This window comes from Mycobacterium gordonae (genome assembly GCF_017086405.1).
In the GTDB taxonomy this organism is placed as follows: Bacteria; Actinomycetota; Actinomycetes; order Mycobacteriales; family Mycobacteriaceae; genus Mycobacterium; species Mycobacterium gordonae_D.
In genome coordinates this window covers 867,636-883,324 of the sequence record NZ_CP070973.1, presented here as the reverse complement: position 1 = coordinate 883,324, position 15,689 = coordinate 867,636, and the positions used below count along the sequence as shown (strand labels likewise).

Genomic DNA, 15,689 nt, shown 5'->3' with positions numbered 1-15,689 from the left:
GGCAATTCCGGTAGTCATCCCAACGCGGTGCCAGCGGTACGCATACACCGGAGAAAAAGTGTTCCGGCCATCCCGTGAACGGCCGGAGCTAAACCACCACAGGTGATCGGAAAGGATTCCTGCGTGTCCGATTTTGGTGAGTCGCTGCACATCGACGTCCCCGTCGAACTCGACGAGGTGAAGGTTGTCTTCAGCGTTGCGTCCCTGACGTTTGAAGGCGACATGCCCGCGGTGATGTTTCACGCCGGCATCGTCGTCGCCGACGCCGTGGCCTGGAACGTGCAATCGGACGTCGTGGTCGTCTTCCACACCAATGCCGGGCACGTGACCCTCGACGACCAGACTTACAACTCGAACCGGCACGTCGCCACCGGAAATCCCTACAAACAGGTGATCACCGACCTGATCGCCAAGGGCGCGCGATTCGAGCTGTGCGGCGCCACCGCCAGAGCGATGGGCTGGGGCAATGCCGACCTAATCCCGGGCATCAGAATCAACCGCAATGCCATGGCGCGACTGACCCAGTTGGTGCAGCAGGGGTTTGTGAAAATCTCGGAGGCGTGACGTACCAGGACTACCGGCTGATCCGAGTCGGCCGTGCGGACGGGATCTGCCGGGCCACCATCGATCATCCGCCGATCAACCTGCTGGATAGTCCGCTGCTCACCGAATCGACCGGCTGCTCACCTGCTGGTAGTCAGGTCCCGGGCGCTCGAGGTGATCCTGGGCGGCGCCGACATCGACGCCGAAACCGCCGAGGCCTGGGGATACATCAACCGGGCCGTGCCGCCCGAGCAGCTACACACGTTCGTCGCCAGGCTCGCTCGACGCATCGCGTCGAGCCCGCAACCTGCCATCGCCGCAACAAACGTGCCATCCACGCGGCGACCGGGCGATCTGACCGCCGGCCTGCGCATCCAAGATCAGCTGCTGCGCGAAACAGTCGCACGACCGGCCGCGCGCAAACAGCTGCGGCCGATCATCGACGCAGGGGCGCAGACGCGGGAGTTCGAGCTGGGCTCCGGGCCCTGATCAGCGCGTTCAACTAGTTTTCAAGGTCTGTCAACGCTCCGGCGAGACAGTCCGGACATGTCTTTCGTGGTCACGGAACCGGACCTCATCACGGTGGCGATGACCGATCTAGGCCAACATCAATTTGGCGGTCAGGTCGACCAGCTTTGCCGTCTCAGCCGCGACGACCCGGCTGGCAGCCGCCGGCGTCGATCAGGTATCCGCTGCGCTGGCGGTGATGTTCGGCAATCACGGCCTCGATTATCAGAACGTCGCGGCCGCGGCGGCCGGTTTTCACGATCGGTTCGTCCAGGGTCTGGCTGTCGACGCAAACGTTAATGGCGCCGCAGAATCGATCAACACGTGGACCGTCGCTCTGTTCGAATGACCGCTGGTGGGAAACGGCGCCGACGCGGCGGGCACCCGCCCGAGCAGGCCAACTGAAATGGCATTTCGGTTGACGCATTCGTCATCCTTAAACCGCGAAATACCAGTAGCGTCTCACCTGCGAGCCACTGCCAATTTCGGCTGGTGGCGCCAGTTTCCGAAGGGGATTTTATGTCCTTGCAGGTATTACCAGAGGCTTTCCCGTGGGCTGCCGGTGATCTGGCCGCAATCCGTCTGGCGCTGGTACGGGCGGGGACAGCCGCGGCGGCCCCGACCAGCGCAGTGGTCGCGGCCGCGGGTGACGAAGTGTCTGGCGCAATCGCCACGTTGTTCGGCGAATACGGCCGCCAGTATCAGGCGATTGCCGCGCAGGCAGCCGTCTTCCACGACGATTTCGTCCACACATTGACTGGGGCCGGCCTGGCGTATGCCGGCGCCGAAGCAGCCAACGCTTCGCCGCTGCAGCTCGTCGAGCAAGTGATCAACGCGCCGACTCAGGTGCTCCTCGGGCGCCCCCTCGTCGGCAACGGCGCCAACGGGACCGCAACAAGCCCCAGCGGAGGAGCCGGGGGCCTGTTGTGGGGCAACGGCGGCAACGGTTACTCGCAGACCGCGGCGGGTGCGGCCGGCGGCGCCGGCGGCGCCGCGGGACTGATCGGCAACGGCGGAATTGGCGGAACCGGTGGCGCCGGAGCGGTCGGCGGCAGCGGTGGCGCCGGCGGCTGGCTATACGGCAACGGCGGTGGCGGCGGCGCAGGGGGCGCTGCCGCAGTGCCCGGCGGCCACGGCGGCGACGGGGGCGCAGGGGGCGCGGCCCGGCTGTTCGGTGCCGGTGGCGTCGGCGGAGCCGGCGGGATGGGTGCGGCCGGCGGTGCGGGTGCTGCGGGCACAGCGGCCGCGCCGGACGGCGGCATCGGCGGCGCGGGCGGCGCAGGCGGCAACGGCGGTGCCGGTGGCAGCGCCGGATTGTTCGGTACCGGTGGTGTGGGCGGCGCCGGTGGCGCGGGTGCAACGGGGGGAGCCGGCGGGCTCGGCGATGACGGAGCCGCGGGCGCCACGCGTGGCGCCGACGGTTCCAACGCCGGCAACGGCGGAGCCGGCGGGATGGGGGGCAACGGCGGTGCGGGCGGAGCCGGTGGCACGAACGCATTCGGGCAGACGGCCGCCCAGGGTGTCGGTGGTGCCGGCGGCAACGGGGGCGACGGCGGTGCGCCGGGTAACGGCGGTGCCGGGGCCACCGGCACGTCCAGCGTCAACTTCGGCGTCGGCGGCCGTGGCGGCGACGGCGGCGACCCGGGCCTGGGGGGACAAGGCGGCACCGGCGGAGCCGGATTCGTCACCGGTGCCCGCGGCACGGCCGGCCTCGACCCGGTTACCGGTGGTGATGGCGGGGTCGGAGGTACCGGCGCCGACGGCACCACGCCGGGCGCTAGCGGTGCCGCCGGTGGGCGCGGCGGGGACGGTGGACGTTATGGCAACGGCGGGGCCGGCGGTATCGGTGGCAACGGGGCAACCGGCGCGTCCGGCAGCACCGGGCCGACCGGCAACGGCAGTAATGGCGGTGGGGGTGGCGACGGAGGCTGGGGCGGCAGCGGCGGCAATGGCGGCAGCGCAGGTGGATCCGGTGGCGTTGGCGGCGCCGGAGGTAATGCCGGCGCCGGCGGCGTGGGCGGTAACGGTGTGGCCGGTGTCGCCGGTGCTATCGCCGGCGCCAATGGCAGCAACGGCGGCAACGCAGGAAGTGGCGGCAACGGCGGCCATGGCGGGGACGGCGGCGCAGGTGGCACCGGCACCAACGGTCAGGCGGCCAGCGGCGTCGGCGGTGCGGGCGGCAACGGCGGCAACGCAGGCGTCCCGGGCGACGGCGGCAACGGTGCGGCGGGTAGTACCGGACTTCTCGGAAACCCCGTCGGGGGCACGGGCGGCAACGGCGGCAACGGCGGCAACTCCGGCGTGGGCGGAGTCGGCGGGACAGGTGGCAGTGGAGCCGGCGGCAAGGCAGCGATCGGTCTCAACGGGGTGGCGATCACTGCCGGTCGCGGCGGCGACGGCGGCGCTGGCGGCAGCTACGAGCCCAACTTTGGCACCGGCGGTCACGGCGGCAATGGGGGCAACGGCGGCGACGGTGGCAGCGCGGCAGCCGGCGGGGCCGGCGGCAACGGAGGCGACGGCGGCGGGGAGTCGAAGCCCACCGGCACGGGAGGCGACGGTGGTTCCGGCGGCACGGGAGGCAACGGCATCGTCGGCGGCAACGGCGGGGCCGGAGGCGCCGGTGCCAGCAAGGGAGGGGCGAATTTTCAGGGCGGCCAGGGCGGCGGGGGCGGTGACGGCGGCAACGGCACGGCCGGCCAGGGCGGCAGAGGCGGCGACGGCGGAGACGGCGGAGGCTCAGCAAGGGGTAGTGCGGGCACTGGCGGGCGGGGTGGCAACGGCGGCTCCGGCAATGGCGGCGACGGCGGCGACGGCGGCGACGGCGGCGCGGGCGGCCTGGGTGGCCGTTCGACCGATAAGGCCGGCAGCGGCGGCGCGGGTGGCAACGGCGGCGCCGCCACCAAGGGAGTGGGCGGTGACGGCGGGCGCGGTGGGGACGGCGGTGATTCGGTCGGCTTGGTCAGCAGCGGTACCGGTGGCAACGGAGGACTTGGGGGCGCCGGCGACGGCGGCGGAAATGGTGGGGCGGGCGGCAACGGCGGGGGCGCAGGAGATGCGCTTATCTCCGGTGGGGCGGGCGGCACCGGCGGCGGCGGCGGGTTCGGCAACGGGTTTACCTCCGGCGGGAACGGTGGCCAAGGCGGCATCGGGGGCCACGGCGCTCCTGGGTCCCAAACCGTCTCTGGCGGCACCGGCGGCAAGGGGGGCAACGGTGGCACCGGCGGCATCTCGGAGTTCGGTACCGGCGGCACCGGCGGCGACGGAGGATTCGGCGGCGAGGGCGGACCCGGACTGGGCCAGCCCGGACAGCTCGGCGGCACACCCACCAACGGCAAAGACGCCATCGGCAAGAATGGCGGCGTCGCCGGCGTCGGCGGCGCCGGCGGTAAGGGCGGCGGTCAACCCTGATGGAGGAATAGCTGCATGTCGGAGGAAAACGCGCTGCGCATAGACGTTCCGGTCGAACTCAGCGAGGTCAAGGTCGCGTTCAGCGTCGCGTCGCTGACGTTCGAAGGCGACATGCCTGCCGTGATGTTCCACGCCGGCATCGTCCTTTCCGATGCCACGGCCTGGAAGGTGCACCCGGACGTGGTGGTGGTGTTCCACACGAATGCAGGCCACGTCACTTTGGACGACCAGACGTACAACGCGAATCGGCACGTCACGACCGGCAATCCCTACAAACGGGTGATCACCGACCTGATCGCCAAGGGCGCGCGACTCGAGCTGTGCGGCGCCACCGCCAAGGCCATGGGTTGGGGCAAAGCCGATCTGATCCCCGGCATCAACGTCAACCGGAACGCGATGGCGAGGCTCACCCAGTTGGTGCAGCAGGGATTTGTGAAAATCTCGGAGGCGTGACGTACCAGGACTACGAATTACTCCGCGTCGCCGGCGCGGACGGGATCTGCCGGGCAACGATCGATCATCCGCCGATCAACCTGCTGGACATCCCGCTGCTCACCGAAATCGACCGGCTGCTCACGCTAGTCGCCGACGACGATACGGTGCGGGTGCTGATCGTTGACTCCGCGGACCCGGAGATCTTCATCGCCCACGCCGACGTCGCACTGGTCAGTGAACTGCCCGCAGACGACGTCGCACTGCATCACGAGCTGTCGTTCTTCCACGACATCACCGAGCGGGTGCGCACCCTGCCGAAGGCCACCATCGCGGTCATCGAGGGCGTGTGCCGCGGCGGCGGCGGCGAATTCGCGATGGCCTTCGACATGCGCTACGCCGCCATGGGCGCCACGGTTCTCGGGCATCCGGAGGTGTCGCTAGGGATCATTCCCGGGGGCGGCGCGACGCAACGCCTCCCCCGGCTGGTCGGCCGCCCCCGGGCGCTCGAGGTGATCCTGGGCGGCATGGACGTCGACGCCGAAACCGCCGCGGACTGGGGATACATCAACCGGGCGCTACCGCCCGACCAGCTGCGCCCCTTCGTCGACCGGCTCGCGCGACGCATTGCGTCGAGTCCGCAGACGGCGATAACCGCAGCCAAACGGGCGGTAGAGGCGGCGACAGGCGACCTGACGGCAGGCTTGCGAATCGAAGATCAGCTGCTGCGGGAAACCGTCGCTCAGCCCGACGCCCGCGCCCTGCTCAAAGCGGTAGTCGAGGCCGGCGCCCAGACTCGAGAGTTCGAGCTGGGCGCCACGCCGAAACCGCCTGCCTCTTAGCCGAGGATCAGCGAGTCGCCATCCGGGCTGACGTTGACGGGCACTACGTCGCCGTCGTGCACCTCGCCGGCCAGCAACATCTTGGCCAGCTGGTCGCCGATCGCCTGCTGCACCAACCGGCGCAACGGCCGGGCGCCGTAGACCGGGTCGAAGCCCCGCTGCGCCAGCCACTGCTTGGCCGGCAGGGACACCTCGAGCTGGAGTCGCCGCTGCGCCAGCCGCTTGTCCAGCTGGGCCAGCTGGATGTCGACGATCTGCACCAGTTCGCCGGGCTCGAGACCGTGGAAGATGATCACGTCGTCGAGCCGGTTGATGAACTCCGGCTTGAATGCCGTCCGGACGGCGGCCAGCACCTGCTCCTCACTGCCGCCCGAGCCCAGGTTGGAGGTCAGGATCAGGATGGTGTTGCGGAAGTCGACCGTACGGCCCTGACCGTCGGTGAGCCGGCCCTCGTCGAGGACCTGCAACAGCACGTCGAACACGTCCGGATGGGCCTTCTCGATCTCGTCGAACAAGATCACCGTGTACGGGCGACGCCGCACCGCCTCGGTCAACTGACCGCCCTGGTCGTAGCCGATGTAGCCGGGAGGCGCGCCGACCAGCCGGGCCACCGAGTGCTTCTCGCCGTACTCGCTCATGTCGATGCGGACCATTGCGCGGTCGTCGTCGAACAGGAAGTCCGCCAACGCCTTGGCCAGCTCCGTCTTACCCACCCCGGTGGGGCCGAGGAACATGAACGATCCGGTCGGCCGGTTCGGGTCGGCGACCCCGGCCCGGGAGCGGCGCACCGCGTCGGAGACGGCCTGCACGGCCTTCTTCTGCCCGACGACGCGCTTGCCCAGCTCGTCCTCCATGCGCAACAGCTTGGCCGTCTCGCCTTCGAGCAGCCGGCCGGCCGGGATGCCCGTCCACGCAGACACCACGTCGGCGATGTCGTCGGGACCGACCTCCTCCTTGAGCATCACGTTCTCGCGAGCCTCGGCCTGCGGAACCGCCGCATCGAGCTTCTTCTCGACCTCCGGGATGCGGCCGTACCGCAGCTCGGCGGCCTTGGCCAGGTCACCGTCGCGTTCGGCGCGCTCGGACTCCCCGCGCAGCTCTTCGAGCTGTTCCTTGAGCTCACGGACGATGTCGATGGCGTTCTTCTCGTTCTGCCACCTGGTCGTCAGCTCGGCCAGCTCTTCCTTCTTGTCGGCCAGCTCGGCGCGCAGCTTCTCCAGCCGCTCCTTGGAGGCGGCATCCTCTTCCTTCGCGAGCGCCATCTCCTCGATCTCCAACCGGCGCACCAGGCGCTCGACCTCGTCGATCTCGACCGGACGCGAGTCGATCTCCATCCGCAACCGGCTGGCGGACTCGTCGACCAGGTCGATGGCCTTGTCCGGCAGGAAGCGGGCGGTGATGTAGCGGTCGCTCAACGTCGCCGCGGCCACCAGCGCCGAGTCGGTGATGCGCACACCGTGGTGCACCTCGTAGCGGTCCTTCAGGCCGCGCAGGATGCCGACGGTGTCCTCCACCGACGGTTCGCCAACGAACACCTGCTGGAAGCGCCGCTCCAACGCGGCGTCCTTCTCGATGTACTTGCGGTACTCGTCGAGCGTGGTGGCGCCTACCAGGCGCAGCTCGCCGCGAGCCAGCATCGGCTTGATCATGTTGCCCGCGTCCATCGCCGATTCGCCGGTCGCGCCGGCGCCCACGATGGTGTGCAGCTCGTCGATGAACGTGATGATCTGACCGGCCGAGTTCTTGATGTCGTCGAGCACGGCCTTGAGCCGTTCCTCGAACTCGCCGCGGTACTTGGCGCCCGCGACCATCGAACCCAGGTCCAGCGAGATGACGGTCTTGTCGCGCAGGCTTTCCGGCACGTCACCGGCCACGATGCGTTGAGCCAGTCCCTCCACGATCGCGGTCTTGCCGACGCCGGGCTCACCGATGAGCACCGGGTTGTTCTTGGTGCGCCGGGACAGCACCTGAACCACCCGGCGGATCTCGTTGTCTCGCCCGATGACCGGGTCGAGCTTGCCTTCCTTGGCACGCGCGGTCAGGTCGGTGGAGTACTTTTCCAGCGCCTGGTAGGTGGCTTCCGGGTCGGCGCTGGTCACCCGTGCGCTGCCGCGCACCTTGACGAAAGCCTCCCGCAGTGCCTGTGGGGACGCGCCGTGACCGGTCAGTACCTTGGCGACCTCGGAATCACCTGTGGCCAGCCCGACCAGCAGATGCTCGGTGGAGACGAACTCGTCGTCCATCTCGGTGGCCAGTTGCTGGGCGGCGGTGATCGCGGCCAGGGACTCGCGGGACAGCTGAGGCTGCGAACTGGAACCGCTGATCTGCGGCAGCTTGTCTAGCAGCCGCTGCGCCTCGGTGCGGATGGTGGCGGGGTCGACACCGACAGCCTCCAGCAGTGGAGCGGCGATCCCGTCGTTCTGCGTCAGCAGCGCCATCAGCAGGTGCGCGGGCCTGATTTCGGGGTTGCCGGCCGCCGAAGCCGCCTGCAGCGCCGACGTCAGGGCCGCCTGCGTCTTCGTTGTCGGGTTAAAAGAGTCCACGACCCCTCCGTTCTCGTGTATGAGTAAAAACCTTGTCGCGTACTCCAACGCCGTCAAGGTTGAGTCTGTTCCGCTCAACTCTAACTTTTTTTCCAGAAGCATGCGAGACCCGGCGCGCCGCGCGCCGGAACCCGTTTTCCGGAAGCTTGCGCTCCGATAACGGATGTTCGCGAAAACTGCATCCACCGATGCACCACGTCGGTAGCGTGTGCGTCACTTTCATTCCGGCACGAGCCGGATTCCCTGCGGATGAGGGGTTTTCGTTATGGCGTTGTGGTTTGCACCGGACAGCCTGGCGGTCGCCGCCTCCGACTTGACCTCGATCGGAAGATCGCTAAGCACCGTTCACGGGTTGGCGACACTGCCCACCACGGCGGTCGCGGCGGCCGGTCTCGATGAGGTTTCCGCAGCGATCGCAGCGCTGTTCGGGACCTACGGCAAGGAATACCAGGCGCTGAGCGCCCAGGCGGCTGTGTTCCACGACCAGTTCGTTCAGGCGTTGACCGGTGCCGGTGTGGCCTATGCGGGAGCAGAGTCGGCAAACGTCGCGCCGCTGCAAAGCCTCCTGGATGTGGTCAACGCGCCGAGTCAGGCAGTACTAGGTCGGCCGTTGATCGGCAACGGGGCCGATGCGACGACGGCCGGAGGTAACGGCGGAGCCGGCGGCTTGTTAGTCGGCAACGGCGGCAATGGTGCACCGGGCGCACCGGGACAAGCCGGTGGTGCCGGCGGACCGGCAGGGTTGTTGGGCAGCGGTGGACGAGGCGGCGCCGGCGGAATCGGTGCCGCGGGCGGCAACGGCGGTCGTGGCGGGATGCTGGTCGGAAACGGCGGCGCCGGCGGCGCCGGCGGCGTAGGTGCCGTCGGCGGTGCGGGCGGAAATGCAGGGTTCGTCTACGGCAGTGGCGGCCTCGGCGGAGCAGGCGGAACAGGTTCCCTGGGCACCGGGAGCGGTGCCGCTGGTGGGGCGGGCGGGCACGGCGCCGTCCTCTTCGGCGATGGCGGGGCCGGCGGGGCCGGCGGCGCCGGTTTGACCGGCGGGGCGTCCGGCGTCGGCGTCGGAGGGGTCGGCGGACCCGGCGGACCCGGCGGGTTCGGCGGAACATTGGTGGGCAACGGCGGCCAAGGGGGTGCCGGCGGCGCCGGCGGGGCAGGCGCGGCGGGGGCTGCCGGTTTGACGGCTCAGCAGGGCGACACCGGCTTTGCCGGCGGCACTGGCGGCAGAGGCGGCGCGGGAGGCCAAGGCGCTCTGTTCATGGGCGTCGCAGGCGATGGCGGCGGCGGTGGCGCCGGCGGAGTCGGCGGCGCAGGCGGGATGGGCGGCGCCGGAACAGCGGCGACCGCGACCTCCGCCGCCGGAGCGGGCGGCGCTGGAGGTACCGGAGGAGCCGGCGGGGCGGCCGGAGCGGGAGGGGTTGCCGGGGGGTCGGGCGGCCACGCGGGCGCGAAGGGTATCGCCGGCGATGGTGGCGCCGGCGGCCAGGGAGGCGACGGGGGCAGCGGCAGAAACGGCTCGGCTAACACCAGCGACGGCGGTACGGGCGATGCCGGCACAGCGGGCGGCCAGGGCGGCCAGGGCGGCCAGGGTGGCGCGGCTTTCGCCGGCGGAACGAACGGGCGCGGCGGCCAGGGCGGCAACGGGGGTGTCGGCGGTGAGGGCGGCAGCGGCGGCGCGAGCGCCGTCGGCGCCGGCGGGCAGGGCGGGGCGGGCGGGGCTGGCGGGGCGGCCGGCGCCGGCGGGGCAGCCGGTACTGGTGCCGGCGCGGCCGCTAGCGCCGGCGCGGCGGGCAGCGGCGGGACCGGCGGCCGCGGCGGGCAAGGCGGAGGCGGCGCCAACGGCGCCCAAGCCACCCTCGCCGACGGCAGCGACGCCACCGGCTACGCCGGCGGCGCCGGCGGACAAGGCGGCCACGGCGGCGCCGCCGCAGCGGGCGGCGTCAACGGCGCCGGCGGCCAGGGCGGCACCGGCGGCCAAGGCGGCCAGGGCGGCACCGGCATCACCGGGGTCAACAGCAACGGCGGCACCGGCGGGACCGGCGGAGCCGGCGGCGCAGCCGGCGCCGGGGGCTCCGCCGGTACTGGTGCCGGCGCGGCGGCTAGCGCCGGCGCGGCGGGCAGCGGCGGGACCGGCGGCCGCGGCGGCGACGGCGGTACCGGCGCCAACGGCGCCCAAGCCAGCCTCGCCGACGGCAGCGACGCCACCGGCTACGCCGGCGGCGCCGGCGGACAAGGCGGCCACGGCGGCGCCGCCGCAGCGGGCGGTATCAACGGCGCCGGCGGCCAAGGCGGCACCGGCGGCCAAGGCGGCCAGGGCGGCACCGGCATCACCGGGGCCAACAGCAACGGCGGCACCGGCGGGACCGGCGGAGCCGGCGGCGCAGCCGGCGCCGGCGGGGCAGCCGGTACTGGTGCCGGCGCGGCGGCTAGCGCCGGCGCGGCGGGCAGCGGCGGCACCGGCGGCCGCGGCGGGCAAGGCGGAGGCGGCGCCAACGGCGCCCAAGCCAGCCTCGCCGACGGCAGCGACGCCACCGGCTACGCCGGCGGCGCCGGCGGACAAGGCGGCCACGGCGGCGCCGCCGCAGCGGGCGGTATCAACGGCGCCGGCGGCCAAGGCGGCACCGGCGGCCAAGGCGGCCAGGGCGGCACCGGCATCACCGGGGCCAACAGCAACGGCGGCACCGGCGGGACCGGCGGAGCCGGCGGCGCAGCCGGCGCCGGCGGGGCAGCCGGCAACGGCGCCGGCACCACCAACAACGCCGGCGCGACAGGCAGCGGCGGCACCGGCGGCCGCGGCGGCGACGGCGGAACCGGCGCCAACGGCGCCCAAGCCAGCCTCGCCGACGGCAGCGACGCCACCGGCTACGCCGGCGGCGCCGGCGGACAAGGCGGCCACGGCGGCGCCGCCGCAGCGGGCGGTATCAACGGCGCCGGCGGCCAAGGCGGCACCGGCGGCCAAGGCGGCCAGGGCGGCACCGGCATCACCGGGGCCAACAGCAACGGCGGCACCGGCGGGACCGGCGGAGCCGGCGGCGCAGCCGGCGCCGGCGGGGCAGCCGGCAACGGTACCGGCACCACCAACAACGCCGGCGCGACAGGCAGCGGCGGCACCGGCGGCCGCGGCGGGCAAGGCGGAACCGGCGCCAACGGCGCCCAAGCCACCCTCGCCGACGGCAGCGACGCCACCGGCTACGCCGGCGGCGCCGGCGGACAAGGCGGCCACGGCGGCGCCGCCGCAGCGGGCGGTATCAACGGCGCCGGCGGCCAGGGCGGCACCGGCGGCCAAGGCGGCCAGGGCGGCACCGGCATCACCGGGGTCAACAGCAACGGCGGCACCGGCGGGACCGGCGGAGCCGGCGGCGCAGCCGGCGCCGGCGGGGCAGCCGGCAACGGTACCGGCACCACCAACAACGCCGGCGCGACAGGCACCGGCGGCACCGGAGGAACCGGAGGCCAAGGCGGAACCGGCGCAGCGGGGGCCGCAAGTAGAGCATCGGGAGCAACCGGGGGCACCGGGTATGGCGGCGGCGGCGGCGGCGCCGGCGGCCACGGCGGCACCGCCGCAGCGGGCGGCGTCAACGGCGCCGGCGGCCAAGGTGGACAAGGCGGCACCGGTGGCCAAGGCGGCAACGGCGGCACCGGCGTGCAGGGCCTCACACCGGAGGGCGGCGGCACCACCGGCCAAGGTGGCCAAGGAGGACAAGGCGGGCAAGGCGGGCAGGGCGGACAAGGCGGGCAAGCCGGCGGCGGAGCGGGCGCCGCGGGCACTACCGGCACCGGCGGCACCGCTGGCACCGGTGGAAAAGGAGGCACCGGAGGCCAAGGGGCCGCCGCGACCACAACCAACGGACCCGGCACCGGAGGAACCGGAGGCACGGGCGGAGCCGCGGGCACGCCCGGTGCCGGGATCACCGTCGGCAACGCCGGCACCGGAGGCCAGGGCGGCCAAGGAGGCCAGGGCGGTGACGGCGGCGCCGGAACGAACGCCGCTCCATTTGCCTTCGGGGCCACCGGAGGCGCTGGATCCCAAGGCGGCGCCGGCGGCGTTGGCGGCACCGGCGGCACCGCAGGCGTTGGCGGAACAAACGGCGGCGGAGGCCAGGGCGGACAAGGCGGCACTGGCGGCACCGGCGGCACCGGCGGTGCTGGCGCGCAAGGAATTACGCCCGCCGGAGGCGGACTCGCCGGCCAGGGCGGCCAGGGCGGCCAGGGCGGTACCGGAGGGCAGGGCGGCCAAGGAGGCCAGGCCGGTGCCGGCGCAGGCGCGAGCGGTTCTAGCGGCACCGGTGGCACGGCCGGCACCGGCGGCACCGGCGGCGCCGGCGGCCAAGGTGCAGCGGCAACCACAACGAAGAGTCCCGGCGCAGGTGGCACCGGCGGCACCGGCGGCACGGCCGGCAATGCCGGTACCGGGTCCGCCGCTGGCAATGCAGGCGCCGGCGGCACCGGAGGGCGGGGCGGCCAGGGTGGCACCGGCGCCATCGGCAGCACCGGCGCTGCACCAGGCGGCACCGGCGGCACCGGCCTCCAGGGCGGTGTGGGCGGCATCGGTGGTACCGGCGGCTCCGCAGGCCTCGGCGGCACCAACGGTGACGGCGGCCAGGGCGGTCAAGGCGGCCAAGGTGGGCAAGGCGGCTTCGGCGGTGGTGGCGCGTTCGGGACCATCCCGCCTGGCGGCGGCACCTCCGGACAAGGCGGTCAGGGCGGCACCGGCGGAGTCGGCGGGCAAGGGGGGCAGGGCGGGCAGGCAGGCACCGGCGCAGGTGCGGCCGGCAAGCTCGGCAAGGGCGGCAACGCCGGCACCGGAGGAACAGGCGGCACCGGCGGCCAGGGGGCAACCGGTACCACTACCCAGGGCCCTGGCACCGGCGGCACCGGCGGCACCGGTGGCACTCCCGGCACCGTCGGAGCAGGCGGCGCGCCCGGCAACGCCGGAGCAGGAGGCACCGGCGGTCAGGGTGGCCAAGGCGGTACCGGGGCCACCGGCGCCGCAGGCACCAACCCGCTGGCACGGGCGGTAACGGCCTTAACGGCGGATTGGGCGGCCAGGGCGGCACGGGAGGGGTGGGCGCCGTCAACGGCGACGGCGGCCAGGGTGGACAAGGCGGCACCGGCGGCACGGGCGGTACCGGTGGGGCCGGCGCGCAGGGAACCACACCCGCCGGTGGCGGCACCAGCGGCCAAGGCGGCCTGGGCGGCGTCGGGGGTCAAGGCGGTCAAGGCGGCCAAGGTGGCGCGGCAGGCGGCATCGGCGCCAAGGCCGGCAATGGTGGCACCGCTGGTACCGGCGGCACCGGCGGCACCGGGGGCACCGGTGCGGCAGCCACGTCCTCGGCGGCGGCCGGGACCGGCGGCACCGGCGGCACCGGCGGCGTGCACGGTACCCCAGGAGCAGGTGGCGCTGCCGGGACCGCCGGCACCGGCGGTACGGGGGGGATCGGAGGTGCCGGTGCCAATGGAAACAGCAACGCCAACGGTGGCACCGGCGGAGCCGGCGGTGCTGGCGGTACGGCGACCGGCACTGCGACCGGCGGAAGGGGCGGTTCCGGCGGATCCGGCGGCACCGCGGGCAACGCCACCGGCCTCAACAACTACACCGCCACCGCCAATGGCGGTACCGGCGGCAAAGGCGGGGCCGGGGGCACCGGCTACGTCGGCGGAAGCGGCGGAAGCGGCGGCGAGGGAGGTACGGGCAACACCAGTCACACGTCCGCTGCCGGCGGTAACGGCGGCGCCGGCGGCGACGGCGGCAACGGCATAATCGCAGGCGGTAACGGTGGCAAGGGTGGCTCTGGCTACTATGCCGGCGTCGCGTCGATGCCGGGCAGCGGCCAACCAATTGCCGGGCAATCGCCGGGCGGCGCCGGTGGTAAAGGCGGCAACGGCGGAAGCGCATCCAATGGGCCCGGCGGTGACGGCGGTATCGGCGGCGATGGCTGGTTCTCCGGCCCCAACAGTCCAGGCGGCGACGGCGGTGACGGTGGTAACGGCGGCGCGGGCGCCGGCAGCAACGGATCCGGCGGTAACGGAGGCAGGGGTGGCAGCGGCGGCGACGGCAACTCCTTCTATGTGACCCTGGGTGGCACCGGCGGGGACGGCGGTGACGGAGGTCCTGGCGCCGGCGGTGGAGGAAGCGACGGCCAACCGGGTTCCGGCCCAACTGGGACCGGCGGTGGTGACGGCGGTGCGGGCGGCACCGGCGGTCCCGCATAGAGCGGCGACCATCTATGTCACACGCCTAGAATCGGCGTCCGTGGGGCTCGAGGACCGGGATGCGTTGCAGGTGCTGCGCGACGCTTTCCGCCCCGACGGCACTGGGCTGGTGCACCGCTTCTACACCCGCTGGTTTGCCCTGGACACGACGGTTCGCGACCTGTTCCCGCCCGAAATGAGTGGCCAGCGCACGGCTTTCGCCCAGGCGATGCATTGGTTGTACGGCGAGCTCGTCGCGCAGCGGGCCGACGAACCGGTTGCTTTTCTGGCTCAGCTGGGCCGCGATCACCGCAAGTACGGCGTGCTGCCGTCGCACTACCAGACGCTGCGCCGCGCGCTGTATTCCACGCTGCGCAGCCACCTCGGCGACGATTGGACCGACGCAGTAGAGGAAGCCGCCGACCAGTCGCTCAACCTGTTCACCGGGGTGATGAGCGGCGCCGCCGACTCCGACGACGCGCCAGCCTGGGTCGACGCCACCGTCATCGAGCACAACCGGGTGTCCCGCGACCTGGCGGTGGTCCGGCTGCGGCTGGACCGCCCCGTGCACTACCACCCCGGGCAGTACGTCAATGCCCAGATCCCGCAATGTCCGCGCCGCTGGCGCTACCTCTCCCCCGCCATCCCTGCCGACCCGGACGGCGGCATCGAGTTCCACGTCCGGGTGGTGCCCGGCGGCCTGGTGAGCAATGCGATCGTCGGGGAAACCCGGCCCGGCGACCGGTGGCGGCTGTCCGGTCCGCATGGCGGCCTGCGGGTCGACCGTGACGGCGGGGACGTGTTGATGGTCGCGGGCAGCACCGGCCTGGCTCCGTTGCGGACGCTGATCATGGACCTCAGCCGCTTCGCCGTGAACCCGCGGGTGCATCTGTTCTTCGGTGCGCGCTACCGCTGCGAGCTCTACGACCTGCGCACACTGTGGCAGGTGGCGGCCCACAATCCGTGGCTGTCGGTGTCGCCGGTCTCGGAGTACAACAACGACCCAGCCTGGGCCGCTGACTATCCCGACGTGTCGCCGCCGCGTGGGCTGCACGTGCGCCAGACGGGCCGGCTGCCGGACGTGGTCACCAGGTACGGCGCCTGGGGTGACCGGCAGATTCTGATTTGCGGGGGTCCCGACATGGTCCGCGCGACGAAAGCAGCCCTGGTTGCCAGAGGCGCCCCGCCCGAAAACATCCAGCACGATCCCCTGTCGCGTTAGCCC

At 72.8% G+C, this 15,689-nt stretch carries 10 protein-coding genes; 9 read left to right on the top strand and 1 reads right to left on the bottom strand.

What is annotated here, in order from left to right; translation table 11 throughout:
- Positions 1 to 123: 123 nt before the first annotated feature.
- The 6 genes from JX552_RS03655 (at position 124) to JX552_RS03630 (ending at position 5,732) form a co-directional block, all read left to right on the top strand.
- Entirely contained in the window at positions 124 to 564 is a 441-nt protein-coding gene (locus JX552_RS03655; RefSeq protein ID WP_205876147.1) for a DsrE family protein, read from the top strand.
- Between the two features lie 153 nt (positions 565 to 717).
- A complete protein-coding gene (locus JX552_RS03650) occupies positions 718 to 1,032 on the top strand; it encodes an enoyl-CoA hydratase/isomerase family protein (RefSeq protein WP_241010870.1) in 315 nt (104 codons plus the stop codon).
- A gap of 124 nt (positions 1,033 to 1,156) precedes the next feature.
- Positions 1,157 to 1,399: a PE family protein gene (locus JX552_RS33930; protein WP_205876146.1), complete on the top strand. Its 243-nt coding sequence runs from the start codon at positions 1,157 to 1,159 to the stop codon at positions 1,397 to 1,399.
- A gap of 170 nt (positions 1,400 to 1,569) precedes the next feature.
- Positions 1,570 to 4,458: a PE family protein gene (locus tag JX552_RS33925; RefSeq protein WP_205876145.1), complete on the top strand. Its 2,889-nt coding sequence runs from the start codon at positions 1,570 to 1,572 to the stop codon at positions 4,456 to 4,458.
- 15 nt (positions 4,459 to 4,473) lie between these two features.
- Complete coding sequence (locus JX552_RS03635) at positions 4,474 to 4,911, top strand: DsrE family protein (RefSeq protein WP_205876144.1); 438 nt, start codon at positions 4,474 to 4,476, stop codon at positions 4,909 to 4,911.
- Positions 4,908 to 5,732, top strand: coding sequence for an enoyl-CoA hydratase/isomerase family protein (locus JX552_RS03630; RefSeq protein ID WP_205876143.1), 825 nt, complete (start codon positions 4,908 to 4,910; stop codon positions 5,730 to 5,732). The genes JX552_RS03635 and JX552_RS03630 overlap by 4 nt, the downstream gene beginning before the upstream one ends.
- On the opposite strand, the gene clpB is transcribed toward JX552_RS03630, so the two are convergent.
- Positions 5,729 to 8,275 (bottom strand): ATP-dependent chaperone ClpB, encoded by a 2,547-nt coding sequence (gene clpB, locus JX552_RS03625; RefSeq protein WP_205876142.1) that lies wholly within the window; start codon positions 8,273 to 8,275, stop codon positions 5,729 to 5,731. The two genes, JX552_RS03630 and clpB, sit on opposite strands and share 4 nt — an antisense overlap.
- Positions 8,276 to 8,540: 265 nt before the next feature.
- Between clpB and JX552_RS33150 the strand changes: the two genes are divergently transcribed.
- The 3 genes from JX552_RS33150 to JX552_RS03615 are packed head-to-tail and all read left to right on the top strand — an operon-like array spanning position 8,541 to position 15,686.
- The gene (locus JX552_RS33150) at positions 8,541 to 14,033 is read left to right on the top strand and encodes a PE family protein (RefSeq protein ID WP_277396034.1); all 5,493 of its coding nucleotides are present in this window, start codon (positions 8,541 to 8,543) and stop codon (positions 14,031 to 14,033) included.
- Between the two features lie 56 nt (positions 14,034 to 14,089).
- Complete coding sequence (locus tag JX552_RS33145; RefSeq protein WP_277396033.1) at positions 14,090 to 14,485, top strand: hypothetical protein; 396 nt, start codon at positions 14,090 to 14,092, stop codon at positions 14,483 to 14,485.
- Positions 14,486 to 14,525: 40 nt separating this feature from the next.
- Positions 14,526 to 15,686 (top strand): FAD-binding oxidoreductase, encoded by a 1,161-nt coding sequence (locus JX552_RS03615; RefSeq protein WP_205876141.1) that lies wholly within the window; start codon positions 14,526 to 14,528, stop codon positions 15,684 to 15,686.
- Positions 15,687 to 15,689: the final 3 nt, after the last annotated feature.